The sequence below is a fragment of the Nocardioides alkalitolerans DSM 16699 genome (assembly GCF_000426525.1).
In the GTDB taxonomy this organism is placed as follows: domain Bacteria; phylum Actinomycetota; class Actinomycetes; order Propionibacteriales; family Nocardioidaceae; genus Nocardioides; species Nocardioides alkalitolerans.
In genome coordinates, this window is the sequence record NZ_AUFN01000010.1 from 505,416 (window position 1) to 528,862 (window position 23,447).

19 protein-coding genes are annotated in these 23,447 nt (G+C 74.5%); 10 read left to right on the top strand and 9 right to left on the bottom strand.

Annotated elements, in window-relative coordinates; all coding sequences use genetic code 11:
- Positions 1 to 198: 198 nt before the first annotated feature.
- Positions 199 to 4,998: a DUF4082 domain-containing protein gene (locus K329_RS0103130; RefSeq protein ID WP_028471915.1), complete on the bottom strand. Its 4,800-nt coding sequence runs from the start codon at positions 4,996 to 4,998 to the stop codon at positions 199 to 201.
- Between the two features lie 138 nt (positions 4,999 to 5,136).
- Here K329_RS0103130 and K329_RS24260 point away from each other — a divergent pair, with 138 nt between their 5' ends.
- From K329_RS24260 to K329_RS24280, 6 genes are all read left to right on the top strand, one after another.
- The gene (locus tag K329_RS24260) at positions 5,137 to 5,781 is read left to right on the top strand and encodes an acyltransferase (protein WP_052336292.1); all 645 of its coding nucleotides are present in this window, start codon (positions 5,137 to 5,139) and stop codon (positions 5,779 to 5,781) included.
- Positions 5,782 to 5,785: 4 nt separating this feature from the next.
- Positions 5,786 to 6,916, top strand: coding sequence for an LCP family protein (locus K329_RS24265; protein WP_052336293.1), 1,131 nt, complete (start codon positions 5,786 to 5,788; stop codon positions 6,914 to 6,916).
- The gene (locus tag K329_RS24270; protein WP_052336294.1) at positions 6,913 to 8,454 is read left to right on the top strand and encodes an exopolysaccharide biosynthesis polyprenyl glycosylphosphotransferase; all 1,542 of its coding nucleotides are present in this window, start codon (positions 6,913 to 6,915) and stop codon (positions 8,452 to 8,454) included. Before K329_RS24265 ends, K329_RS24270 begins: the two co-directional genes overlap by 4 nt.
- Positions 8,455 to 8,807: 353 nt before the next feature.
- Complete coding sequence (locus tag K329_RS24275; RefSeq protein ID WP_043641928.1) at positions 8,808 to 9,812, top strand: hypothetical protein; 1,005 nt, start codon at positions 8,808 to 8,810, stop codon at positions 9,810 to 9,812.
- Between the two features lie 109 nt (positions 9,813 to 9,921).
- Positions 9,922 to 10,332 (top strand): ATP-binding protein, encoded by a 411-nt coding sequence (locus K329_RS0103155; protein ID WP_028471916.1) that lies wholly within the window; start codon positions 9,922 to 9,924, stop codon positions 10,330 to 10,332.
- Between the two features lies 1 nt (position 10,333).
- Complete coding sequence (locus K329_RS24280) at positions 10,334 to 11,161, top strand: RNA polymerase sigma factor SigF (protein WP_052336295.1); 828 nt, start codon at positions 10,334 to 10,336, stop codon at positions 11,159 to 11,161.
- Positions 11,162 to 11,197: 36 nt separating this feature from the next.
- Here K329_RS24280 and K329_RS0103165 read toward each other — a convergent pair whose 3' ends face one another.
- Positions 11,198 to 11,641 carry a hypothetical protein gene (locus K329_RS0103165; RefSeq protein ID WP_028471917.1) on the bottom strand — a complete coding sequence of 148 codons (444 nt, stop codon included), beginning with the start codon at positions 11,639 to 11,641 and terminating at the stop codon, positions 11,198 to 11,200.
- 248 nt (positions 11,642 to 11,889) lie between these two features.
- Between K329_RS0103165 and K329_RS0103170 the strand changes: the two genes are divergently transcribed.
- Positions 11,890 to 12,141, top strand: a complete 252-nt coding sequence (locus tag K329_RS0103170; RefSeq protein WP_027863177.1) for a WhiB family transcriptional regulator — start codon at positions 11,890 to 11,892, stop codon at positions 12,139 to 12,141.
- Between the two features lie 18 nt (positions 12,142 to 12,159).
- Here the strand turns inward: K329_RS0103170 and K329_RS0103175 are convergent, their stop codons facing one another.
- Positions 12,160 to 13,626: a histidine kinase N-terminal domain-containing protein gene (locus tag K329_RS0103175; RefSeq protein WP_028471918.1), complete on the bottom strand. Its 1,467-nt coding sequence runs from the start codon at positions 13,624 to 13,626 to the stop codon at positions 12,160 to 12,162.
- Between the two features lie 122 nt (positions 13,627 to 13,748).
- Here K329_RS0103175 and K329_RS0103180 point away from each other — a divergent pair, with 122 nt between their 5' ends.
- The 3 genes from K329_RS0103180 to K329_RS0103190 are packed head-to-tail and all read left to right on the top strand — an operon-like array spanning position 13,749 to position 16,898.
- Positions 13,749 to 14,594, top strand: coding sequence for a DUF2785 domain-containing protein (locus K329_RS0103180; protein ID WP_043641931.1), 846 nt, complete (start codon positions 13,749 to 13,751; stop codon positions 14,592 to 14,594).
- Positions 14,595 to 14,647: 53 nt separating this feature from the next.
- Complete coding sequence (locus K329_RS0103185) at positions 14,648 to 16,357, top strand: acetolactate synthase (RefSeq protein WP_028471920.1); 1,710 nt, start codon at positions 14,648 to 14,650, stop codon at positions 16,355 to 16,357.
- Position 16,358: 1 nt separating this feature from the next.
- Complete coding sequence (locus K329_RS0103190) at positions 16,359 to 16,898, top strand: GNAT family N-acetyltransferase (RefSeq protein ID WP_245596421.1); 540 nt, start codon at positions 16,359 to 16,361, stop codon at positions 16,896 to 16,898.
- Between the two features lie 34 nt (positions 16,899 to 16,932).
- Here K329_RS0103190 and K329_RS0103195 read toward each other — a convergent pair whose 3' ends face one another.
- The 6 genes from K329_RS0103195 to K329_RS0103220 all read right to left on the bottom strand — a co-directional run bounded on the left by K329_RS0103195 (position 16,933) and on the right by K329_RS0103220 (position 23,323).
- Positions 16,933 to 18,138, bottom strand: a complete 1,206-nt coding sequence (locus K329_RS0103195; protein ID WP_157571537.1) for a PASTA domain-containing protein — start codon at positions 18,136 to 18,138, stop codon at positions 16,933 to 16,935.
- Positions 18,135 to 19,622, bottom strand: a complete 1,488-nt coding sequence (locus K329_RS0103200; RefSeq protein WP_028471923.1) for a PASTA domain-containing protein — start codon at positions 19,620 to 19,622, stop codon at positions 18,135 to 18,137. Before K329_RS0103200 ends, K329_RS0103195 begins: the two co-directional genes overlap by 4 nt.
- Positions 19,619 to 20,158, bottom strand: a complete 540-nt coding sequence (locus K329_RS0103205) for a SigE family RNA polymerase sigma factor (RefSeq protein WP_028471924.1) — start codon at positions 20,156 to 20,158, stop codon at positions 19,619 to 19,621. The genes K329_RS0103200 and K329_RS0103205 overlap by 4 nt, the downstream gene beginning before the upstream one ends.
- Before the next feature lie 499 nt (positions 20,159 to 20,657).
- Positions 20,658 to 22,118: a fibronectin type III domain-containing protein gene (locus K329_RS0103210; protein ID WP_028471925.1), complete on the bottom strand. Its 1,461-nt coding sequence runs from the start codon at positions 22,116 to 22,118 to the stop codon at positions 20,658 to 20,660.
- A gap of 135 nt (positions 22,119 to 22,253) precedes the next feature.
- A complete protein-coding gene (locus K329_RS0103215) occupies positions 22,254 to 22,679 on the bottom strand; it encodes a thioesterase family protein (RefSeq protein ID WP_028471926.1) in 426 nt (141 codons plus the stop codon).
- 20 nt (positions 22,680 to 22,699) lie between these two features.
- Complete coding sequence (locus K329_RS0103220; protein WP_028471927.1) at positions 22,700 to 23,323, bottom strand: TetR/AcrR family transcriptional regulator; 624 nt, start codon at positions 23,321 to 23,323, stop codon at positions 22,700 to 22,702.
- Between the last annotated feature and the right edge of the window lie 124 nt (positions 23,324 to 23,447).

Consider the following 23,447-nt stretch of genomic DNA (forward strand, 5'->3'; position numbering starts at 1 on the left):
GTGGATGAGGCGTTCCGGCCCCGTCCGAGCCCCGGATACCGCCATTTGGGGAGGGGTCCGGCGGGGGTGGTCCGGACCGGGTCCGCAGGCCCGCGAGCGCACCCCGCGGCGCGTCCGTTCGCGGTAGGTGGCACCCGTGACATGGGTACGACCTACCGCGAACGAGCGAGGCCGGGCGGGGCCGAGCGGGGGCGGTGCTCAGCCCACCGACCGGAACTCGAGGTCGACGAAGTAGTTCGTCGCGTTCCAGGACCGGGTCGGGAAGCCACCGCCCGCGCCGTACAGGTAGCGCCCGTTCTGCTCCGACGACGCGGTCAGCGGCCCGGAGACCGCGCCCGACCGCAGCCCGCCGGAGGTCACCGAGTAGTGACCGCGCGGCGCGAGGTAGGACACGACGTACGACGTGCCCGCCCGCAGCCTCACCGGGGTCGCGAGCGCGGCGCTCTGCCACCCGCCGGCCGACTCCCCGGTGAAGGTGACGCGGCCGAGCAGCTGCCCGTCGAGCGTCCACACCGAGCCCACGTGGGTGCCGGTGTTGCCGGCGCCCTTGTAGAAGCGGATGCGGGTGACGTCGCCGTCGACGCTCGGGGTGACGACCACGCCGAGCTCGACCGCATCCGGGTCGTCGACCGCGGCCACCGCGGGCACCGCCTGGCCGAACAGGTTGGACGTCGGCGCCGGGGTGGCGACCGCGGCCTCCGTCCGGAAGGTCCACGTGGTGGTGGCCAGGGTCGTGCCCTCCGCCGAGCGCACCCCGCTGAGCGTGACGGTGTACGTCGTGTCGGCCGCGAGGGGCTGGGTCGGGTCGAAGGCGACCTCCCGCCCGTCGGTCGACGTGCTGGCGGCGCCGGCCACCACGGTGCTGCCGGCCTTCAGGCTCACCGCGCCCGCCGTCACCGGCACCGAGAGCCGGGCGCGCACGACGGCGTCCCGGGGCACGCTCGTCGCCCCGGCGGCCGGGGTGGCCTCCTCGAGGGTGACCGGGCGCGCGTCGGGCGTGAAGGCGACGTCGACGAAGTAGTTCGTCGATCCCCAGCTGTAGACGGGCAGGCCGCCGGCCGCGCCGTACAGGTAGCGGCCGTTCGGGCCCGACGAGGTGACGAGGTCGCCCGAGGTGTGGGGCTGCGCGAAGAAGCCCGGCGTGGCCGCGTAGTGCCCGCGCGGGGCGAGGTAGGACACGACGTACTCCTGCCCGGCGACGAGCGCGACCGGGGTCGACAGCGAGGCGGACTGCCAGCCCGAGGCCGTCTCCCCCGCCACGGTCACACGGGCGAGCCGGTCGCCGGCCGCGTTCCACAACGACGCCACGTGCACGCCGTCGTTGCCGGGGCCCTTGAAGAAGCGCAGCGCCGTGACGCGTCCGGCCCGGGTCGCCCGGAACGCGACGCCGACCTCGACCGGCGCGCTCTCGTCGACCGCCGTCGTCTGCGGCACCAGCGACCCGAAGAGCGTCTGCTCGGCGATCGCGCTCGCGCTGCGGGTGCGGAACGTCCAGGTCTGGGCGGCCAAGGTCTTCCCCGAGGTGGTGCGCAGCCCGCTGGCCGTCACCCGTACCTCGGTGTCGGCCGGCAGCGCCTGGGCGGGCACGAACCGGAGGCTGCTGCCGTCGCTGCCGAGCGTGGTGGTGCCGGCGATCGCCGTGCCGTCGGCGGCGCGGACGGCCGTGAGCTGGTAGCCGGAGCCCAGCGGTGCGCTGAGGGTGATGCCGACGGCCGTGGTGGGCGCCACCCCGACCGCGCCCGGCGCGGGCTCCTGGGCGACCACCGTCAGCGGCGGCTCCTGGCGCTCGAGCACGACGTCGACGAGGTAGCTCGTCGACGACCTCGAGCCCGGGAACCCGGTGCCGTAGGTGTAGGCCCCGGCTGTGCTCCCGACCTGGAGCGGTCCGCGCGAGAGGTTCGCCGACGCGAACGCGTTGGGCGACGCCGAGTAGCGACCCGCCGGCGCGCGGTAGGAAGCGACGTACTCCGTGCCGGCGGTGACCGCGACGGGGCTGCTGAGCACGAGCGTCTGCCACCCGCTGGTGGACTCGGCCGTGAAGGTGCCGGTGGCCAGCGACGTGCCGTCGGCCCGCCAGAGGGTGCCGGTGTGGGTGCCGGTGTTGCGGGGGCCCTTGTAGAAGCGGAGGGAGGTGACCGTGCCGGCCACCGTGGGCGTGAACCGCACGCCGAGCGTGACGGCCGCGGTGTCGACGTCCTCGAGCAGCGTCGGCGTGGTGCCGTCGTCGAAGAGCGAGCACGGGCAGACGCCGACGGCCGACGGCGGGCGTGCCGTGGTGAAGCTCCAGCCCGCGGTCGAGCCGACGCTCACCCCCGCGCTGTCACGGCCCGTGACCGTCACGTCGTGGCGCACGAAGCCGGCCAGCGGCGAGGTGGGCCGGAAGGTCACGGTGCGGGTCGCGGCGTCGTACGACGTGGTGCCCGGCACCTGGGTGCCGAGCGCGTCGACGACGCGCACCCCCACCGTCGAGGCGACGACGGGACGAGAGAACCGTGCAGAGACGACCGCGCTCGGGGCCACCGAGGTCGACCCGGGCAGCGGCGACTGCTGGTCGAGGGCCAGCGGCGAGTCGTCGGTCATCACGACGAGCGGGTCGACGAAGTAGTGCGAGCTGCCGTAGCTGCGGTCGGGGAACGAGCCCACGGCGGCGAAGACGCCGGCCGGGCGGGCGCCGTACCCGCCCGCGACGGAGAGGGGGTCGGCCTGGAGCCCGGAGGCGTAGAAGGCGTCCTCCTGGACGGCGTAGCGACCGGCGGGGGCCGAGTAGGAGACGACGTAGGTCTCCCCTGCCGCCACCGGGACGGGCGAGGTGAACCGCACCGTCTGCCAGCCGGTCGCGCTCTCGGCGGTGAACGTGGCGCTCGCCAGCGGGGAGCCGACCGCCGACCACAGCGTCCCGGTGTGGGTGCCGGTGTTGCCGCTGCCCTTGTAGAAGCGCACGCCGGTGACGTAAGAGTCGCGCGTCGGCGAGAAGCGCAGGCCCAGCTCGACGGCACCGCTGTCGGCGGCGGCGGGCACCTCGGGCACGGCGTCGCCGAAGAGCGAGCACGGGCAGGAGACCTGCAGCGTGCGGGTCACGGCGGCGCCGATGTTGGCGCTGTCGTCGACCGCGCGCACCCGCACGGGCACGGCGCCGACGCCGGTCTGCACCCGGTCGTAGGTCCAGCTGGTGGTGCCCGTCGCCGGGTGCCAGGTCGCGCCGGCGTCGGTCGAGACCTCGACGGCGGCGACCCGGCCGCCACCGGTGTCGGTGGCGGTGCCGGAGAGCCGCACGACCTGGCCGTTGCGCACGGCCGCGCCCTCGGTGGGCGCGGTGACCGTGACCGTCGGGCCGGTGGTGTCGGTCGACGCGGTCGCGCGCACCAGGCCCGGCATCAGGGTCGCGGGCTGCACGCCCATGTCGGCGAACAGGTTGACCTGGGCCTGCTGCATGCGCGCGTCGGCGGGCTGGGCGGCGAACGGCGAGTCGTGCTCGGCGTCGAGGCCCCAGGACCACTGCACCGAGCCGGCGCTGAAGACGAGGGCGCCGCTGGCGGCGCGGTAGAGCGTGAGGTGGTGGCGGGTGGTGCCGGCGGCCACGGTGTTGCCGTAGTCCTGGAGGTACTCCGGCACCGCGCCGACCGTGGTCGACAGACGCACGAGCCCGGGCGGACGGTGGCCGTTGTCGAGGTCCTCGTTCGACTCGTAGCCGACGGTGTGGGGCGCCAGCGTGGCGGTGGCCCCCGCCGCCAGGCTCGCCACGCTGGTGCCGCGCCACAGCCGCAGCTTGCCCTCGGCGGCGCTCACCTGGAGCGCGAGGTCGCTGTAGTTGACCATGTAGGCCGTGCCCGTGAGCGCGTTCTCCGGCCGGCCGGCGCCCGCCGAGGTCGGGGCGTAGCGGGGGTCGCGCCACGTGCCGGTCCACTCGGTGGACGGGTCGATCTTGTCGTACGACCACGTCTCCTTGTAGGAGACGAGCGTCCGGTACGGCGTGCGCGAGGCGTCGACCGACGGCTCCCAGCGCGTGCGCCAGTAGGCCTCGTTGCCGCTGAGGAACATCAGGTGCACCCCGGCGTCCCGCGCGGCCTCGACGTGGGCGCGCTGCGCGCCGCTCCAGTACTCGTCGTGCCCGACGGAGAGGAACACGTCGTGGTTGGTCAGCAGCTGGCCGCGGCGGTCGGTGTCGACGCCGGCCTGGTAGCTGACGTCGTACCCGTTGCGCTCGAGGAACCGCACCATCGGGTACTCGTTCGCGAAGTAGAAGTCGCGCCCGCCGATGCCGCCACGGGTGAGCATCGGGCGGTTGTAGCTGATCTTGTGGGCCCGGCCGTTCGCCGCGCCCTGGTAGAAGTCCGAGCCGCCGTAGGTGTTGTAGGCCTGCCACGAGGTGTCCGAGGTCTGGAAGACGACGTCGGAGGTGCTGTCGTCGTCGCGCACCACGAAGGTGATGTGGCTGGCGTCGCCGTTGTCGGCCCGCTCGAGCCGGGCCAGGTAGACCCCCGAGACGGCGTCGGCCGGCACGGTCCACGAGGCCGACACGGCCCAGTTGCCGCAGTCGTAGAGCTCGGTCACCGTGTCCGAGAGGCACTCGGGCTGCACCTGGGGCAGCGTCGCCGACGGCCGCACGGTCGCGATCTCGCGGGCTCCGTCCCCGCCGTACCAGCCCGTGCGGTAGATCGTGATGCCGTAGGCCCGGGCGTCGGTGTCGACCTTGAAGTCGATCCGGGCGCCGAGGTCGACGCTCATCTCGGTCGCGAAGCCCTGGATGGACTCGTCGCCCGCGCGGTCGACGTCCCACACGTCGGGGGACGTGCCGGGCTTGGAGTTCTCGCACGCGATCGCGCTGCCGGTCGGACCGCACGGGTCGTCGGCGGCGGCCGCGGGAGCGACGCCGGGGAGGCCGGCCGGGGCGGCGGGCGCCCCCGCGACGGCACCGGCGGTGGAGGGCAGCAGGGCGCCCCCGAGCACGAGGACGAGCAGCGCGACGAGCGCGACGGGGTAGCGGTGAGTGCGGGTCACGGACGCAGCGTCGTCGGCCTCGTACGCCCGCGCCGGCCGCCGGACCCCGACGTCCCCCAGATCGGGTAGCGGCGCCGCCCTCGCGGCCCGGAGGTGCGTCGTCGGCCGATGCTCGGCCCACCCCGAACGAGGAGCAGCATGACCGACACCCTTCCGGCGCCCCCCTCCCCCTCCACCGGCACCGCCGTCCCGTACGTCGCCCCCTCCGCCGACGTCGACCCCGCCGCCACGCTGGGGCCGGGCACCCGCGTCTGGCACCTCGCCCAGGTGCGGGAGGACGCCCACCTGGGCGCCGACTGCACCGTCGGCCGCGGGGCGTACGTCGGGCCCGGCGTCGTCGTGGGCTCCGGCTGCAAGCTGCAGAACCACGCCCTCGTCTACGAACCGGCCGTGCTCGCCGACGGCGTGTTCGTCGGACCCGCCGCGGTGCTCACCAACGACCTCCACCCCCGCGCCGTGACCCCCGGCGGCCGCCCCAAGAACGCCTCCGACTGGACGGCCGTCGGCGTCACGGTGCGCACCGGCGCCAGCATCGGGGCCCGCGCCGTGTGCGTGGCCCCGGTGACCGTGGGGCGCTGGGCGATGGTCGCCGCCGGCGCCGTGGTCACCCGGGACGTGCCCGACTTCGCTCTCGTGGTGGGTACGCCCGCCCGCCGCGTCGGCTGGGTCGGACCGGCCGGCCGCCCCCTCGAGGAGGTCGGGCCCGACACCTTCCGCTGCCCCGCCACCGGCGACCTGTACGTCGAGTCCCACGGCGCCCTCCACGAGTCCGTGGCCGGCTGAGTCGATGCCCACGACGCACGAGCCGGAGGACGAGCTGGTGGAGCGCCTGCTCCACGGGCCTGCCGACGAGAGCGCCGGGGCCGGAGTGATCGCCGGGGCCCCGCGCCGTACCGACCGCAGCCGCGACCTGCGCGCGCTCGGCTGGCTCCTGGGGTGCGTCGCCGTCCTCGTCGTCTCCGCGTTCGGCGCCGTCGCCTGGGCCGGCACCCTGGTGCCGCAGGTCGACCGCATCGAGGGGGCCTTCGCCGGGCTCGAGGACCGACCGGCACCCGTCACCGGGCCCGCCGCCGCGGCGCTCGACGTGCTGGTGCTCGGCACCGACCGCCGCTCCGACGTGCCGACCACCGGCGAGGACGCCGCCGCGGCCGCCTGGGAGCCCGGCGCCCAGCGCTCCGACTCGATGATGCTCGTGCACGTCGACGCCGACCGCCGGGGCGTCTCCGTGGTGTCGCTGCCGCGCGACGCCTGGGTCGAGGTGCCGGGCCACGGTCCGGCCAAGATCAACGCCGCCTACTCGTACGGCGGCGTGCCGCTCGCGGTCGAGACCTTCGAGACCCTCACCGGCGTGCGGGTCGACCACGTCGCGGTGGTCGACGGCGACGGCTTCGCGGCCCTCACCGACGCCGCCGGCGGGGTCACGGTCGAGGTGCCGGAGACGGTCACCGACCGCGCCCGCGACGTCACCTGGGAGGCCGGCACCCACCACCTCGACGGCGCCGCCGCCCTCGACTACGTCGGTCAGCGCTACGGCCTCCCCCGCGGCGACCTCGACCGCGCCCGACGCCAGCAGGCCGTGCTGCGCACCGTGCTCTCCGACCTGCTCCGCACCGGCATGCGCTCCGACCCCGCGCTCCTCGGCGACTTCGTCGACACCGTGCTCGCGCACGTGTCGGTCGACGAGGAGTGGTCGGCGGCGTCCATCGCCGCGCTCGCCGTGTCGCTGCGCGACCTGCGCAGCGCCGACATCCGCTTCCTCGTCGCTCCCGTCGCGTCGTTCGGCCAGGAGGGCGACCAGAGCGTCGTCCGCCTGGACGACGAGCTCGGCGGCGAGCTCTGGACCTCCGTGCGCGACGACCGCCTCGACGGCTGGCTGGCGCAGCACCCCGACAGCGAGACCCCGGAGACCGTGTCATGACCAGCCCCACGACCCTCGCCGGCCGACGCGCCGGCGCCTCGCCCGGCCTGCCGCCGCTCGCTCCTCCGGGACCTCCCGGCCCGCCCGCGCCGGTGGGCCCGGTCGCGGCGCCGGTCACGGCGCCGGTCCTCGCGGCGGGATCGGATCCCGCCGCGACCGCCCACCCGGCGCACGGACGCCTCGGCCACCGTGCGCGCCGGGTCGCACGGCTCGGCCTGCAGGCCGGTACGACGCTCGTCGCCGCCCTGCCCTTCCTCGCCGTCGGCGGGTCGCCGGTCGTCGCGCTCGCGGCGGCGGCGGCGTGGCCCGTGTGCCTCCTCGCCGTCGGTCAGGTGGGTGACCCCGTGGCGAGCCGGACCGACGCCGTCGTGGGCGCGCTGCGGGCGGGCGCGCTGCTCGGGCTGGCGTTCTGGGCGGGTGACGCGCTGCTCCCGCAGGCGGGAGCGAGCCGGCTCCACCTCCTGCTGGTCACCGCGCTCACGGTCGTCGGGGTGCTGACGGTGCTGCTGCCGACCGGCCGGGGCGCGGCCGCGTCACGCCGCCTGGTGGTGGTCGGCCACGCCGACCAGGTCGACGACCTGCTCGCCGGGCTCGACGACCGCCACGCGGCCTGGTCGCCGGTGGCGCTCTGCCTCCTCGGCGCGGACACCTCGACCGACCCGGCCCGCACCACGCCGCACCCCACCGGCCTCCCCGTCGCCCACGGCCTCGGCGCCGTACCTCTCTCGGCGGCGCACCACGGGGCCGAGGCCGTGCTCGTGCTGCCCGGTCCGTCGGTGGCCGGGCGCGACCTGCAGCGCCTCGGCTGGGCCCTCGAGGGCAGCGGCACCCCCCTGCTCGTCGGCACCGGCCTGCTCGACGTGGCCGCCACCCGGACCCGCGTCACCGAGATCGCCGGGCTCCGCCTCGTGCACGTGCGGCACCGCCCGACGGCGGGTGTCGCGCGGGCGACGAAGGAGCTGCTCGAGCGCGGCGCGGCGGGCCTCGCCCTGCTCGTGCTCGCGCCCCTGCTCGCCCTCCTCGCGGTCGCGGTGCGGATCGACTCGTCGGGTCCGGCGCTCTTCCGGCAGGAGCGGGTCGGCCGTGACGGCCGGATCTTCACGATGCTGAAGTTCCGCACCATGCGGCCGGGGGCGGAGACGCTGCAGGGTGCGCTGGTGCTGAGCGACCAGGGGGCGGGCGTGCTCTTCAAGGTGCACCGCGACCCGCGGGTGACCGGCGTCGGGCGGATCCTGCGCCGCTGGTCGCTGGACGAGCTGCCCCAGCTCGTCAACGTCCTGCGGGGCCACATGGCGCTGGTCGGCCCCCGCCCCGCACTGCCCTGCGAGGTGGCCCGCTACGAGTCCGACGCCCATCGCCGTCTCGCCGTGAAGCCGGGCCTCACGGGCCTCTGGCAGGTCTCCGGCCGCTCCGACCTCTCGTGGAGCGAGACCGTGCGGCTCGACCTGCTCTACACCGACAACTGGTCGCTCGGCCTCGACCTGCACATCCTGCTGCGTACGGCGGGCGCCGTCCTGGGGCGCCGCGGGGCGTACTGAGGGGCTCGTCCGGACCGAGGTCGCGCGCCGTCGGGGCGACGCTGCGGGCTCGGGAGGGTCGCGGTGTCAGCGCCCCGTCTGCCCTGTCACTGACACCGCGACCACACGAGCCCCTCCGGTTGCGGTGTGCGCGCCCCGTCCTGCCTGTCGCTGACACCGCGACCGGGCGAGCCCCTCCCGTGCGCACAGAAACCGGAGAACACCCCGCCCGGAGGCCTGATACGGCCCTTCACACCTCTGTTCTGCGATTCTCGTGCGCACCGCCTCGCCGAGACCCGCGATCCACCCTCCGACACCGCCCGACCGACTTTCGTCGCTGTCCGCACCCTCGTCCGGCGTGCTCGACTGACGAGGTGCCCCGCTCCCGCCCGTTCGTCGCCGTCGTCGGCCTGCTGCTCCTCGCACCGGTGTGCGCGGAGTACCTCTCCGCCTACGACACGTCCACCGGCGACCTCGGGACGCTCCTCGCCGGCTTCCTGGTCCTCGCTCCGCTGTACGGCGCACCCGCCCTCCTGATCCGGGAGGTCGGACGCCGCAGCGGGCTCGGCTGGCCGGGTCTCCTGCTGCTCGCGGCCGCGTTCGGCGTCCTCCAGGCGGGGCTGGTCGACCAGAGCGTCTTCGCGGAGGACTACCGGAGCATCGCCTACTGGCCGGAGCTCTGGGACCCGACGTACGTCCCCGGCCTCGACCTCTCGGCGTACGCCGCGGTGGCCTTCGTACTCGGCCACGTCGTGTTCAGCTTCGCCGCGCCGATCCTCCTGGTCGAGGAGCTGTCGGGCCGGCGGGCCGAACCCTGGCTGCGCACGCGGGGCATCGTCGCGGCCTCGGTCGCGTACGTCGCCGCGGCCGCCCTCGTGCTGGTCGACCACGTCGACACCGAGGGCTGGCAGCTGAGCGGGCCGCAGCTCGTGGGCGTCCTCGTCGTGACGGGCGTCCTCGTGCTCGCGGCCTTCCGCGTGCGGCGCCCCACGGGCCAGCCCGCGCCCGGCCGCGTGCCGTCGCCGTGGCTCCTGCTGGCGGCGGGGGTCGCCCTCGAGCTGGGGCTGTCCTGGAGCCTCGTCTGGGTGGCGCTGGTGCCGTTCTGCGTGGCGCTCGTGGCGCTGGGCGTGGGGCTCCACCGGTGGGGGCGACGCGCCGGCTGGACCGTGGAGCACGCCCTCCTCCTCGTCGGGGGCGCGCTCGCCACCCGGGCGGTCGGGGGCTTCTTCGGCGAGTCGCTCGGCGACACGCCGGACTGGGCGAGGCACACCCACAGCACCGTGATGACGGTGCTCGTCGTGACGCTCGTCGTCCTCGCGGTGGCGCACGCCCGCCGTACGACGCCCCGCCCGGCCCCGGGCAGCGTGGTCGACCGCTGAGTTTCGCCCGGCGGGCCGTCGGGTATCGCCCACCCGGGCCCCGGCCCCTCCCTCCCGGAGGGTCCACTAGGGTCTGCGTTGTTCCGCGACTTCCACGAAGGACGGCCCCATGCCCGAGCCAGGTCCTGCGACCGCCTCTCCCGCCGGTCGCGCAGACGTCGAGCTGCGGCTGCCCGCCGACGGCGCCTACGTCTCCGTGCTCCGCACCACCGCGGCCGGTCTCGCCGCCCGTCTCGACTTCACGATCGACGACATCGAGGACCTGCGGATCGCCGTCGGCGAGGCCACGGCCCTGGCGCTCCCGGAGGCCGACCCCGAGACCGACATGGTCTGCTCCTTCTTCCTGGGCCAGCGGGCGCTGACGGTGGAGGTGCGCGTCGAGACGAGCACGCCCCCCGAGCCGAACTACGAGAGCTTCGCCTGGCAGGTGCTGAACACGCTGGCGACCTCGGCCGAGGAGACCACCGGCGACGGGTCGTTCAGCGTCCGCCTGACCGTGGTCTCGGGAACCGACCTCTGAGATGACCTCCGGCACCCCTGAACCCGGGACAGGGCCCGAGCAGGAGGTCGACCGTCGGGCCGCCGGCGTCGAGCTCACACGCCGCCGCAGCGCCGAGCTCTTCCGCGAGCTCCGCGAGGACGACGCGAGCGACGCCGCCCGTACGACGGCACGCGACGGCCTCGTGCACCTCCACCTCCCCCTCGTCGAGCACTGCGCGCGCCGTTTCCGCAACCGCGGCGAGCCGTTCGAGGACCTCGTGCAGGTCGGCACCATCGGCCTCATCAAGTCGATCGACCGGTTCGACACCGAGCGCGGCGTCGAGTTCTCGACGTACGCGACCCCGACGATCATCGGCGAGATCAAGCGCTACTTCCGCGACAAGGGCTGGGCGATCCGCGTGCCGCGGCGCCTGCAGGAGCTGCGCATGCAGATCAGCTCCACCACCGCGGAGCTGACGCAGACGCTCGGCCGCTCCCCCACGGTGAGCGAGCTGGCCGTGGCCATCGGCTGCTCGAGCGAGGAGATCGTCGAGGGCATCGAGTCGAGCAACGCCTACTCGACCCTCTCCCTCGACGCCACCGACAACAACGACGACAGCACCACCACGATGCTCGACGCCATCGGTGTCGAGGACGAGGGCCTCGAGCACGTCGAGGTGCGGGAGTCGCTCAAGCCGCTCCTCGACCAGCTGGCGCCGCGCGAGAAGAAGATCCTGCTGCTGCGCTTCTTCAAGAACATGACGCAGTCGCAGATCGCCGCCGAGATCGGGGTCTCGCAGATGCACGTCTCGCGCCTGCTCACCCGGACCCTCGAGCAGCTGCGCGCCAGCCTCGACGAGCAGTCCTGAACCGACGCCGTACGGCGTGAGCCCGGGCCCGCCCGTCTAGCGGTGGTCCGGGTCCTCGGCGGCGAGCAGCATCCGGGTCGTGGCCGGCGCGAAGAGCCCCGCGAGCGCGACGAACGACACCGCGGTGAGGGCGATCGCGACGTACGTGAGCGGCGCGTCGCGCATGTTCCACGCGAGGCCGAGGTGCAGCAGCTGGCCCAGCACGAGCGGGGCCCGGGCGGCGAGCCGGCGCCGCAGCAGCCCGGCGATCGCGAACCCGAGGGCGATCCCGTACGCACCGAGGAACGCCGCCACCGCCACGGCCGTGCCCGACCGCTCGAAGGCGGCGTACCCCAGCTCGGAGACGGCGTAGCCGACGAACACCAGGGCCTGGGCGCCGACGGCCCCCGCGGCCACGAGCACGGAGCGCGGCAGCGGCGGCGGTACGGCGGGCTCGGCGTCGTCGGACGCCGGACCCCCGACGGGATCGGTGGGCTTCACCCGGCCAAGGCTAGGAGACGTCCCCACGGCTGCCTCCCCGACCTCCCCGGTACGACGGAAGGTGACGTACACGTAACGGTTGTGACACACGAGACGGGGATTCGGGGTTGTGTCGGACCCCACTTGTTGTCAGTGTAGGGATCTGCGCGTTTGGGCGTGCCTCTCAAGGCTGCCCTCGGCGCTATGAATTTTCTCGAGCCGCACGTGTCTGTGCGTCTTCACCCCTGACGAAAAGGACCCACCCGATCATGGATTGGCGTCACCGCTCTGCCTGTCTCGACGAGGACCCGGAGCTGTTCTTCCCGATCGGCAACACCGGCCCGGCGATCCTGCAGATCGAGGAGGCCAAGCAGGTGTGCCGCCGCTGCGACGTGCGCGAGCAGTGTCTCGCGTGGGCCCTCGAGGCCGGCCAGGACCACGGCGTCTGGGGCGGCCTGAGCGAGGACGAGCGCCGCGCCCTCAAGCGCCGCAACGCCCGTGCCCGCGTGCGCACCGCCTGATCCACCGCTCCTGATCTCCTAGTCGACAGGGACGTCGACGACGAAGCGCGAACCCGCTCCGCGCGGGTTCGCGCCGTACTCCAGCCGGCCCCCGAGCTCCGACTCGACCAGGGTCCGCACGATCGTCAGCCCGAGGCCGCTCCCCTCCCCCAGGTCGAAGCCGTCCGGCAGCCCCCGTCCGTCGTCCTCGACGACCACCCGCAGCCGGCCGTCCACCACCTCCGCGTGCGTGCGGACCGTCCCGGAGGCGTCGGGGTCGTCGAGCGCACCGAACCCGTGCTCGGCGGCGTTCTGCAGCAGCTCGGTGACGACCATCGCGAGCGGCGTCGCCACCTCCGACGGGATCACGCCGAACCCGCCCTCCCGCTCGACGCGGATGCGACCGGCCCCGGCGACGTCGGTCACCATCCGGCTGAGGCGCTCGACGATCTGGTCGAAGTCGACGTTCTCCTCGACGGCCTGGCTCAGCGTCTCGTGCACGATGGCGATCGACCCGACCCGCCGGACCGCCTCGTCGAGCGCCGCCTGCGCCGCGGGCTCGTCGATCCGGCGCGCCTGGAGGCGCAGCAGCGCCGCGACGGTCTGCAGGTTGTTCTTCACCCGATGGTGGATCTCGCGGATCGTCGCGTCCTTCGTGACGAGCTCGCGGTCGCGGCGACGCAGGTCGGTGACGTCGCGCAGCAGGATGAGGGCGCCGACGTGGTCGCCGTACGGGCGCAGCGGCATCGACCGCAGGATGAGCGCGACGGTGTCGGTCGCGATCTCGGTGTCGCGGTGCGCACGCCCCCCGAGCACGGCCGAGAGCGTCTCCTCGTCGGGGCGGCGCCGCGGCGGCACGAGGCTGCGCGTGAGGTCGGCGAGGTTGACGCCCACGAGGTCGCCGCGGTGCCCGAGCCGACGGAACACCGACAGCGCGTTGGGGCTGGCGTAGAGCACCCGGCCCGCGACGTCGACGCGCACGAAGCCGTCGCCCACCCGCGGGGAGTCGGCGTCGGCGCTGCGCTGCCCGGCCACCGGGAAGAGGCCGAGGCCGATCATGCGGGTGAGGTCCGAGGCGGTCTCGAGGTAGGACAGCTCGAGACGGCTGGGCGTGCGCACGCCGAGCAGGTTGGTGTTGCGGGCCACGATCGCGATCACCCGGCCGCCGCGCTGCACGGGGATCGTCTCGACCCGCACCGGCACGTCGTCGCGCCACTCCGGGTCGCCCTCGCGCAGCACCTTCCGGTGGCGGTAGGCGCCGTCGAGCAGCGGTCGCCGCCCGGTGGGCACGAACTCGCCCACGACGTCGTCGACGAGCGCCGTCGGCCCGGTCGTCGGACGCATCTGGGCGACCGCCCAGAACCCCTTGCCGGCGGCGTCGGGCAGCCACATCACGAGGTCGGCGAAGGACAGGTCGGCCACGATCTGCCAGTCGGCCATGAGCAGCTGGAGCCAGGCGAGGTCGTCCTCGTCGAGCTCCGTGTGGTCCCGCACCAGGTCACTCATCCACGCCACGGAGCACAGCGTAGGGCGCTGGCCTGCGACGTCGCTCCGCAGCCTCGGAACGGCCCTCCGGAGGGTGGGACCACCCGGGCGACCGGCCCCGCCCGGCTGGCAGGATGGGGGCCATGGCTGGGTCGTACTGGAAGCAGGTGATCGACGCGGGTCTCGGTGTCCCGACCGACCGCCCGCTGGACGACCTGACGGCCGAGCTGATCCACATGCTGGGGTCCGCCGACCCCCGCGAGCGCGACCGCACGGCCTACCCGACGCTCGCCACCTGGATCGACCGCGGGGTGTACGACGACCTGCTCCCGGGCCTCGGGGACGGCATCGCCGCCGGGCTCGTCACGGGCATCGGCGAGGTCGGGACCGACTCCGTGTTCCGCCGCAGCTTCTCCGCGCTGCTGCTGGGCGAGTGCATCGCCCGCGACACCCGTCGGCTGCTCGTGTCGGGCTCCCGCATCCTCGACTGGGGCGACCGGCTCGTGGGCTGGTACCTCCGCGAGCGCGACGACCGCGGCTTCGTCGAGGGCAAGGGCTGGGCCCACGCCGTGGCGCACGGTGCGGACGCCATCGGCATGCTCGCCGAGTCGCCCCACCTCGCGGCCCCCGAGCTCACCGTGCTCCTCGACGTGCTGGCCGACCGCGTGCTGGCCCCCACCAGCCGGCTCCTCGTCTCGGGCGAGCCCGACCGCATCGCGGAGGCCACGCTGCGGGTGCTGCGCCGCAACGTCCTCCCCCTGACCGTGATCGAGCCGTGGGTACGACGCGTGGCCGCGCGCGCGACGGCGTACCCCAGCGAGCGCCAGGACCCCTACCTGGTGACGGGCAACCCGGAGTCGTTCCTGCGCGCGCTCCACCTGCAGCTGGCGCTGGCCCCGAGCCCCCCGCAGATGCGGCCCGACCTGCTGCTCGTGCTCGTCGAGGCGCTCCGGCAGACGAACGCCGGCCTGCGCACCCCGCCCGCCTGACCCTCTGGCCCAACCCCTGACGCGGTGTCCGACCCATGAGTAACCTGGGTCACATGACTGCGTCCGAGCCTGCTGCTCCCCCCGCCGAGCCCGACTCCACCACCTCCGCCCCGGGCGAGCTCAGCGGCCACGCCGGCGAGCTCGCCGTCGCGGTCGCGCGGGCCCACGGCGTCGAGACCATGTTCACGCTCTCGGGGGCGCACGTCTTCCCGATGTACGACGGGGCGGTCAAGGCCGACCCGCCGATGCGCCTCCTCGACGTACGCCACGAGCAGACCGCGGCGTTCGCCGCCGAGGCGACCGGCAAGCTGACCCGCACGCCCGGCCTGGCCGTCCTCACCGCCGGTCCCGGCGTCACCAACGGCATCAGCGCCATCGCGCAGGCCCAGTTCGCGGGCTCGCCGATGGTGGTCGTCGGCGGCCGCGCCCCGGCCAACCGCTGGGGCTCGGGCAGCCTGCAGGAGCTCGACCAGCCCCCGATCATCGCGCCCGTCGCGAAGGACGCCCGCACGCTCCACCTCGCCAGCGAGGTGCTGGGCGGCTTCGACGCGGCGTTCACCTCCGCCGGTTCGTCGCACCGCGGGCCGGTGTTCGTCGACGTGCCCATGGACGAGTTCTTCAACACCGCCAGTGGTCCCGCCCCCATGGGCGCCGGGCCCTCGCCGCTCTCCCCCGACGACGAGGCCGTGCGGTCCGTCGCGCAGCTGCTCGCCGAGGCTCAGCGCCCGGTGCTGGTGCTCGGCACCGACGTGTGGGCCGACCGTGCCGAGGTCGCCGCACTGCGGCTCGTCGAGGAGGCCGGCCTGCCGGCCATCACCAACGGCATGGGCCGCGGGGTCGTGCCCGGCGGCCACCCGCTGCTCGTCACGAAGGCGCGCGGCGCGGCCCTGGGCGGCGCCGACCTCGTCGTCGTGGTGGGCACCCCGCTCGACTTCCGCCTCGGGTACGGCGTCTTCGGCGGCAAGGAGGGCGCGACCCCGGCACGGGTCGTGCACGTGGCCGACTCCCCCGGCCAGGTCGCGGGCCACGCCGAGCTGACGGCCTCGATCTCGGGCGACCTCACACTGGTGCTCGACGGCCTGCTGGCCGCGCTGCAGCAGGCGCCCCGCAAGCCGGACTGGTCGCACTGGGTCTCGGGCCTGCAGGACACGGTGGCGAAGGCCGCCGCCCGCGACGCCGAGCTGCTCCGCGCCGAGGCCGACCCGATCCACCCGGCCCGCATCTACGGCGAGCTCGTGCCGCGCCTGGCGGAGGACGCGGTCGTGATCGGCGACGGCGGCGACTTCGTGTCGTTCGCGGGCAAGTATGTCGAGCCGAAGCGCCCCGGCGGCTGGCTCGACCCCGGTCCGTACGGCTGCCTCGGCGCCGGTCTCGGTGCCGCCATCGCGGCGCGGATCGCCCGGCCCTCGTCGCAGGTCGTCCTGCTCCTGGGCGACGGCGCCGCCGGGTTCTCGCTGATGGACGTCGACACCCTCGTGCGCCACGACCTGCCCGTCGTGATGGTCATGGGCAACAACTCGGCGTGGGGCCTGGAGAAGGGCCCGATGCAGATGCTCTACGGCTACGACGTGGTCGCCGACCTGGCGCCGCGCACGCCGTACGACCAGGTCGTCACCGCTCTCGGCGGCGGCGGCGAGACGGTCACCGACCCCCGGCAGATCGGGCCTGCGCTCGACCGGGCGTTCGCGTCCGGCATCCCCTACCTCGTCAACATCATCACGGACGTCGAGGCGGCCTACCCCCGCAACACCTTCGGCATCTGACGTGGCCGACGCACCTCCGGCGTCGGTGCTGCAGGGCGAGGTCGTCGTGCGCCGGGCGGCGCACGACGACTTCGCCCGCGTCGGGCAGCTGACCTTCGCCGCGTACCTCACCGACGGCTTCGTGGAGACCGGGAACCCGTACGGCGCGCAGCTGCAGGACACCGCGGCCCGCGCGGCGGACGCCGAGGTCTGGGTCGCCGAGATCGAGGACCCGTCCGGCTCCTCGTCCCTGGTCGTGGGCTCGGTGACCTGGTGCCCGGTCGGCTCCTCGTGGCGGGAGGTCGCCCGCGACGACGAGGGCGAGTTCCGGATGCTCGCGGTCGACCCGTCGGGGCGGCGTCGCGGCGTCGCCCGCCGGCTGGTGGAGCAGTGCATCGAGCTGGCGAGGGAGGCCGACCTGGCGGGGGTGGCGCTGTCGTCGATGCCGACGCAGACGTCGGCCCACCAGCTCTACCTCTCGCTCGGCTTCCACCGCGACCCCGCCGACGACTGGACACCCGTGCCCGGCGTCGACCTGTGGGGGTTCCGGCTGCGGTTCTAGCCGACCGTCGACCAGCCGGACGCCCGCAGGAGCGTCAGCCGATGACCTCGACGTCGATCGTGCCGACGTCGTAGGCCCGGCCGTCCTTCTCGTAGGTCACCGTGAGGACGGTCGTGCCGAGCTCGACGGCGTGCCACATCGCCACGCGGTCGTTCTCGACGACCTCGATGGACGAGCCGTCGAGAGTGCCCCCGAGGAGGACGTAGAGGTCCGAGAACCCGTTCTCCGCGGCCTCGTCGTACTCCTCGGTGCCCTCCACGAGCTGCTTCTGGCCGGTGACGATGATCGAGTCACCGAGCTCGACCTGGATCGTCGTGCCGCGACGGATCTCTTCGTCCGAGATCATCGTGCCGTTGTCGGGACGCGAGTAGGTCGCATCGACGGAGATCTCGTCGGCCGGGGTCTGCGGCGGGGCCGCGGCGTAGATGGTCACCTCCGTGCCCCGCGGAAGAACGGAGCCCGGGACCGGTGACAGCCCCTGGACGCTGCCCTCCTGGGCGGGCGGCACGTCGACCTCCTCGATCCGCGGGACGAGCCCCGCGTCGACGAGGAGGTCGGCGTACTCCGTGGCGTCCCTCAGCTCGAGCACCGAGCGCAGCGGGTCCGGGTCGTCGAACTGGCCGGGGACCACCGTCGTCTCGGGGCCGAGCACCCGTACGCCCGCCAGGAGCTCGTCCAGCTGGTCGCGGGCTGCCGTCTCGGGCGTCAGCGACGACGAGAGGATGATCGTCGTGCCGTCGGTCGTCGAGGTGAGCTCCACCCGGCACGGTTGGCTGATCCCCCACTCCGCGTCGGTCTCGGGGCAGACGATGCCGGTGCTCTCGAACTCCCGTCCGTCGAGGACGACGATCTCAGTCGGGGGTGCGCTCTCCGGTGGGTAGTAGCCCCAGGACGCCTTGAGCTCGACACTGGATATTCCGCTGCGGTAGCCCACCAACGCCAGACAGATCGGGCCCAACGGGCGTACCACCGTGTCCTCCGCCGGAGTCCCGCACTGGACCCCATCCCGGCTCCAGGTCTCGGGAACGGTGACCGCCAGGTCGCGGTAGCCCACGAGCGTCATGCCCTCCGGCACGTCCATGGTGTCCTGGACCAGGCGGATCGCCTGCTCCCCCGGCGACGCCTCGTGCAGGCCGGTGCCACCCGGAACGACCGCGGACACCCCCGCCACGGCGACACCTGCCACCAGCACGATGCCGAGCCCCACGAGGCTGCGACGCGAGCGCCGTACCGACCTCACCCGACGACCTCCACCCGCAGCGTGCCGACGACCGACGAGTAGCCACCCACCTCGCGCGTCACGGTGATCGTGGAGGTGCCCCGGGCGACGGCCCGCCAGGTGGCGACACGAGCGTCGTCGACCCCGCGCACGGCGCTGCCGTCGACCTCGCCACCGAGGTTGGCCCGCGCGTAGCCGCGGACGTCGTACCCGCTCACCGCGACCGTCCCGCCGACGCGCACGCGCACCGTCGCGCCGGCCCTCAGAGCGGCGTCGTCGACCGTGGCCGATCCGCCGTCCGGGCGGGCGTAGGTGGCCTCGGTCCGTACTGCCTCCGCTGGCGTGGTGGGGGCGGCCGCGACCCGCAGCACCACCTCGGTGCCGCGCGGCAGGACGGCCCCGGGGGCGGGAACGGTGCCGATCAGCTCGCCCCCGGCGGCCGGCACCGCGCGCTCCTCCACGACGCGGGGCACGAGTCCGGCGGCCCGGAGCTGCGCGACGTACGACGTCGCGCCGACGCTCGGGCTGTAGCCCCCGCGGGGCATGGGCGCGCCCTCAGCCAGAGCCGCCGCCTCCCCCTCGGCGAGGTAGCCGGAGTAGAGATCGACCGAGCCCTCCGCCGAGTCCTGGAGGGACTCGGGACGCGCGACATCGCCACCCGACGCCCCCGTCAGCCCGAGGACCGGCGCCCCGGGGCCCACCGGCACCGCCGTCAGGTCGTCGTCGAGCACCCGCACGCCGTCGAGCAGGTCCTCCAGCTCACGACGCGCCTCGGCCGGCTCTGCGGACGACCGCAGCCGCAGCGTCACTCCACGGTCGAGCGCCGTCACGCTGACCTCGCACGTCGCCGTCGCGACGGCGCTCCCGTCGTCGGCGCAGAGCACCCCGGTGGTCGCGAACTCGGCCCCGTCGAGCGTGACGCGGTCGGACGGAAGACCCGACAGCGCATCGTCGGCTGCCGGGTCCCCCGCGAGCTCCTCGACATCCTCGTCCCCGGGATCGAGCGTCGCGACGGTCGAACGGGACGAGAGGACGTTCACGCTCGCCCGGCACACGTCACCACCGTCGCTGAGCGCCACGACCGCGTCAGGGGTCCCGCACCCGGTCGGCACGTCGCGGCTCCACCCCTGCGGCACCGCGACCGCCAGGCCGTCGAACCCGACGAGCTCCGTGTCGGCCGGCAGGTCGAGCGACGCGGCGACCTCCGCCTCGCGCTGCAGGCTGTCCTCCGCGGCCGCCGCCACCTGCGGCGGCAGGTCGCCGTACGGACCGAGCGCGAGCGCGGGGTCGCGCAGCGGGTCGTCACCGCCCGGAAGCCCCAGCGCCGTCGTCACCCCGACGGCGAGCGCCACCGACGCGACGGCACCGGCGAAGACGCGGCGCTGGCGCGTGCGCCGTACGCGTCGCGCGCCCTCCCAGAGGGCGTCGTACGGCGCGGGGCCCACCTCCACGGCGTCGCCGCTGCCCTCCAGCAGCGCGGCCAGGCGGGACTCGTCGGACGTCATCGGGCACCTCGGAGGTCGGTCAGGGAAGGATCGGAGGCGAGCACCTTGAGCGCGCGCGAGAGGCGGCTCTTCACGGTGCCCGCGGGCACGCCCAGGGCGACGGCGGTCTGCTGCTCGCTCAGGTGGGCGTAGTAGCGCAGGACGACGACCGCGCGCTGGTCGGCGGAGAGCTTCTCGAGCGCGCGGGTGACGGCGTCGCGGTCGTCGACGCCGGCCTCGTGGCCCGCGTCGACGCCCGAGCCGCCGGGCGGCTCCGGAAGCTGGTCGGTGGGCCGCTCGCCGTGCCACCGGCGACGACGGGAGGACACGAAGGTGTTGACCAGCACGCGGTGCACGTAGGCGTCGCGGTCGTCGGCCGCCCGCACCCGTCGCCACGCCACCAGGCAGCGCACGAGGGCCGTCTGCACGACGTCCTCCGCCTCGGTCGGCGTGCACCCCAGCAGCACCGCAGCCCGCACGAGCCGCGGCCAGTGCGTCGCGACGTACTCGTCGAACTCCCGACTGTCGCGGTCGCGTCGTCCCCCGACGGCGCCCATCCCGACCTCCCCCGGATCCTCCGACCGTGCCCGTCCATCTCGTCGTCGAGACGGACGCGGGACCAGCGTCCCTGGTTCCGGCGACGGATGTGGCGAGTCGGGAAGATCGGTGCCGACCGACCGGCCGGTGGTCTCCGCCGCGGTCGTCGTCACGGCGCCCCCGTCGGCGCGCCGCGGTCGGTGGTGACCGCCCACCCCCGTGGGACGGTCACCACCGGCTCCGACCGGGCCGGGCACCCAGGGGTCCGACCCCACGGGGTACGGCGAGCGCGCGCGGCGTCGTACGTGCCGTCCACGGCGTCCCCCTCGGGCGCGGCCCCCGCCCGGCGCGGGTGCTTCATCCCTCAGACGCGGTGGGCCCCGGAACCGGTTCCACGGATCCGGATCTTCCTCGGGCGGGTCCGCGGGCCCGCCCCACCGACGCAGCACACCGGCCCGCCCCCGGGGAGGGGACGGGCCGGTGTGGTCGTGCGATGTGGATCGTGCGGGATGGATCAGGTCAGCGCAGGGTCACCTTGCGCACGGCCGAGCCCGCCGAGTTGCCCCGGGCGTTCGTGGCGTAGACGCGGATGTAGTGGTTGCCGGCCGCCAGGTTGCGGAACGTCAGCGTGCGGGCGGTCGCGGGCACCGCGACGTACCGGTTGTTGACCTGCACCACGTAGCCGGTGATGGCCGCGCCGCCGTTGCTGGTGGGCGGGGTCCACGACACGGTGATGTTGCGGCCCTTGACGACCGCGCCCGGCAGGGCCGGGGCGGACGGCACGGTGGCGACGGTCGCGGTGCGCGCCGGGCTGGGGGCGGAGTTGCCGGCCGCGTTGGTCGCGTAGATGACGAAGGTGGTCACGCCCGCCGGCTGCTTCTGCAGCGGGAGGCGGGTCTGGCTGGCCGGGACCGCGCGGTAGGTCGAGGTGCCGTTCCAGGTGGACTTCACGACGTAGCCGGTGACGGGCGAGCTGCCGGTGGCGGTCACGGGGTTCCAGGCCACCGTGATCTTGTTGCCGTCGACGCTCGTGTAGGGACGGGCCGGGGCGGCCGGCACGGCGCCGTTGCAGATGGTGCGGCTGCCGATGTAGTCGTCGGGCTCGGCCTGGCCGGCGACGACCGTCTGCTCGCCCCAGAAGACCGGGAGGCCCTGCTGGCCCACGCCGGAGAAGTCGAAGGTGACCGGGGTGGCCCAGTCGCCCTCGACGGGAGCGCGGGAGGCCGTCACGCCCTCGAGCGAGGCGTTGCCCTCGGCGTCGCGGTAGAACATCTCCCAGATGTCGACCGAGGCGCCGCGGGCGCGCTCGAACGTGATGCGGCAGTCGTTGACCGTGACCTTGGAGCCCGCGCGGCCCTGGCCGACGGCGCACTCGAACGTGTCGAACGAGGTGCCTGCGGAGGCGCTCAGGTCGTCGGGGTGCTGGGCCGCGAGGTAGACGTAGGGGTGCGTCGCCGTGGCGCGGACCGTCGCGCCGCTGCGGAGCACGCCGGCGACCTCGCTCGCGCCGGCGAACAGCGAGTACTCGACCGCGTAGGGCTGGACGTTGGTGAACGTGTAGTTGCAGCCCTCGGCGCTGACGTCGATGAGCTCGTCGTCCTTGAGGGTGTCGAAGCGGGAGACGAGGCGCCCGCCCTCGGTGTACTCCCACCCGGCGCTCGCGGGGTCGAGCGTGTAGCCGCTCTCGGCCACGGCCTTGATGGTGATCTCGCGGAACCCGAACTGGTTCACGCCCGGCAGGTCGACCGTGCCGGTGAGGGCGCGGTTGCCGCCGTCGACGTAGCGCACGCCCGGGACCGTCGGGATCTGCACGGTGTCCCAGTCGACGTACGTCGGGAGGTCGGCCTCGACGACCGTCGCGGCGCTCGCCGCGGGCGCGAGCCCGAAGGTGGCCGCGACGGTGACGAGACCGACGGCGGCGGAGACGAGGGCGGTGGTACGACGCCCGCCGGCGTCGTGGGTGGTGGGGCGGTGGCGCATGGCGTCGGTGTCCTTCTCGGGTGCCGTCTCCGGCGAACGGTGGGGCGTGTCGATCGTGAGGTCGGCTCGACGCGCCCGCAGTTGAGGAGAACCCGGGACAAGAAGTTCCGGCCGCCCGGCCGGACTGGTCCAGTGTCAGAGACGGCCCATGAACCGCTCGGCGTCGACGACCACCCGGGTGACCTCGCCGGTGGCCACGACCTTGCCGAGCCCGTCGGCGTCGCCGCTCCTCTCCGCGGGCACGACGTTGCGCACCGCCACGGAGAACCGGACGAGCCGCCCGTCGACGTACGCCTGGCTGGCGTGCACCTCGACGGAACCGCCGACGGGGGTGGGCGCCCGGTGCTCGAGCTCGACCCGGGTGCCGACGCTGGTCGCACCGTCGGCCATGCCCGGCGCGAGCGCGGCGACCGTCGCGGCCTCGCACCAGGCGAGCAGCCGGGGCGTGGCCAGCACGGGGAGGCTGCCCGAGCCCAGGGCGGCGGCGGTGTCGTCCCGGCCGACGTCGAAACGTAGGCGGGCCTCGACGGCCGGCGCCCCTGCGTCCTCGGAGGGAGTCATGCCCCCATCCTGCCCGGCGCTCAGGCGGAGGGCTCGAGCAGGTGCGGCAGCAGGTCGCGCACGTGCACGCCCAGGTCGACGAGGGCCTCGGCCCGGTCCGTCAGGTGGCCCAGGAGCGCCTGCTGGAAGAGGCCGTCGAGCAGGGCGTAGGCCGCCGCCGACGGGACGCGGACGGCCCGGCCGACCAGCTCGGCGTAGCGGGTGAGCACGCGCCAGATCATCTGCTCGAGGGTCGCGTCGATCGTGAGGACGGCCTCGCGCAGCTCGACCTCGAACATGCTCTGCGCCCGCAGGTCGTACCAGAGGCGGTGCATGGGCGCCTCGTCGACGATCGTCTCGACGAGCTTGTCGACGAACCCGTCGGCGAGCTCGTCGGCCCCGGTCGCGGTGGCGACCACGTCGTCGTACCGGGTGACGCACTGGGCCTTGTAGTGGCGCAGGCCGGTGACGATCAGGTCGTGCTTGTCGCGGAAGTAGTAGTGGACGACGCCGTGGGTGAACTCCGAGTTGTGCGCGATCTCGCGGAGGCTCGTGCGGGCGTAGCCGAGCTCGCCCAGGGTGCGCAGCGCCGACTCGGCGAGCTGGATGCGGCGGGCGTCATTCTTCTCGGCGACGGTCCGTCGCGTCGTCGTGGTCCCGGCCATGCGCCCTCCTCGATCTGCTCCCCGACCGGCTCCCCGCCTGCTCGTCGGCCCTCCGGCCGCGTCGATCGTAGGTCACATCCTGCCGCGCCGGCGGCGGGAGACCTCCCCCGGACCGATTTTCTTG

Bases quoted from the DNA above. Each gene is read 5' to 3' on its own strand.
- K329_RS24260 (WP_052336292.1), top strand. From the start codon at position 5,137: ATGACCGACACCCTTCCGGCGCCCCCCTCCCCCTCCACCGGCACCGCC.
- K329_RS24265 (WP_052336293.1), top strand. From the start codon at position 5,786: ATGCCCACGACGCACGAGCCGGAGGACGAGCTGGTGGAGCGCCTGCTC.
- K329_RS24270 (WP_052336294.1), top strand. From the start codon at position 6,913: ATGACCAGCCCCACGACCCTCGCCGGCCGACGCGCCGGCGCCTCGCCC.
- K329_RS0103155 (WP_028471916.1), top strand. From the start codon at position 9,922: ATGCCCGAGCCAGGTCCTGCGACCGCCTCTCCCGCCGGTCGCGCAGAC.
- K329_RS24280 (WP_052336295.1), top strand. From the start codon at position 10,334: ATGACCTCCGGCACCCCTGAACCCGGGACAGGGCCCGAGCAGGAGGTC.
- K329_RS0103170 (WP_027863177.1), top strand. From the start codon at position 11,890: ATGGATTGGCGTCACCGCTCTGCCTGTCTCGACGAGGACCCGGAGCTG.
- K329_RS0103175 (WP_028471918.1), bottom strand. From the start codon at position 13,626: ATGAGTGACCTGGTGCGGGACCACACGGAGCTCGACGAGGACGACCTC.
- K329_RS0103180 (WP_043641931.1), top strand. From the start codon at position 13,749: ATGGCTGGGTCGTACTGGAAGCAGGTGATCGACGCGGGTCTCGGTGTC.
- K329_RS0103185 (WP_028471920.1), top strand. From the start codon at position 14,648: ATGACTGCGTCCGAGCCTGCTGCTCCCCCCGCCGAGCCCGACTCCACC.
- K329_RS0103200 (WP_028471923.1), bottom strand. From the start codon at position 19,622: ATGACGTCCGACGAGTCCCGCCTGGCCGCGCTGCTGGAGGGCAGCGGC.
- K329_RS0103205 (WP_028471924.1), bottom strand. From the start codon at position 20,158: ATGGGCGCCGTCGGGGGACGACGCGACCGCGACAGTCGGGAGTTCGAC.
- K329_RS0103210 (WP_028471925.1), bottom strand. From the start codon at position 22,118: ATGCGCCACCGCCCCACCACCCACGACGCCGGCGGGCGTCGTACCACC.
- K329_RS0103215 (WP_028471926.1), bottom strand. From the start codon at position 22,679: ATGACTCCCTCCGAGGACGCAGGGGCGCCGGCCGTCGAGGCCCGCCTA.
- K329_RS0103220 (WP_028471927.1), bottom strand. From the start codon at position 23,323: ATGGCCGGGACCACGACGACGCGACGGACCGTCGCCGAGAAGAATGAC.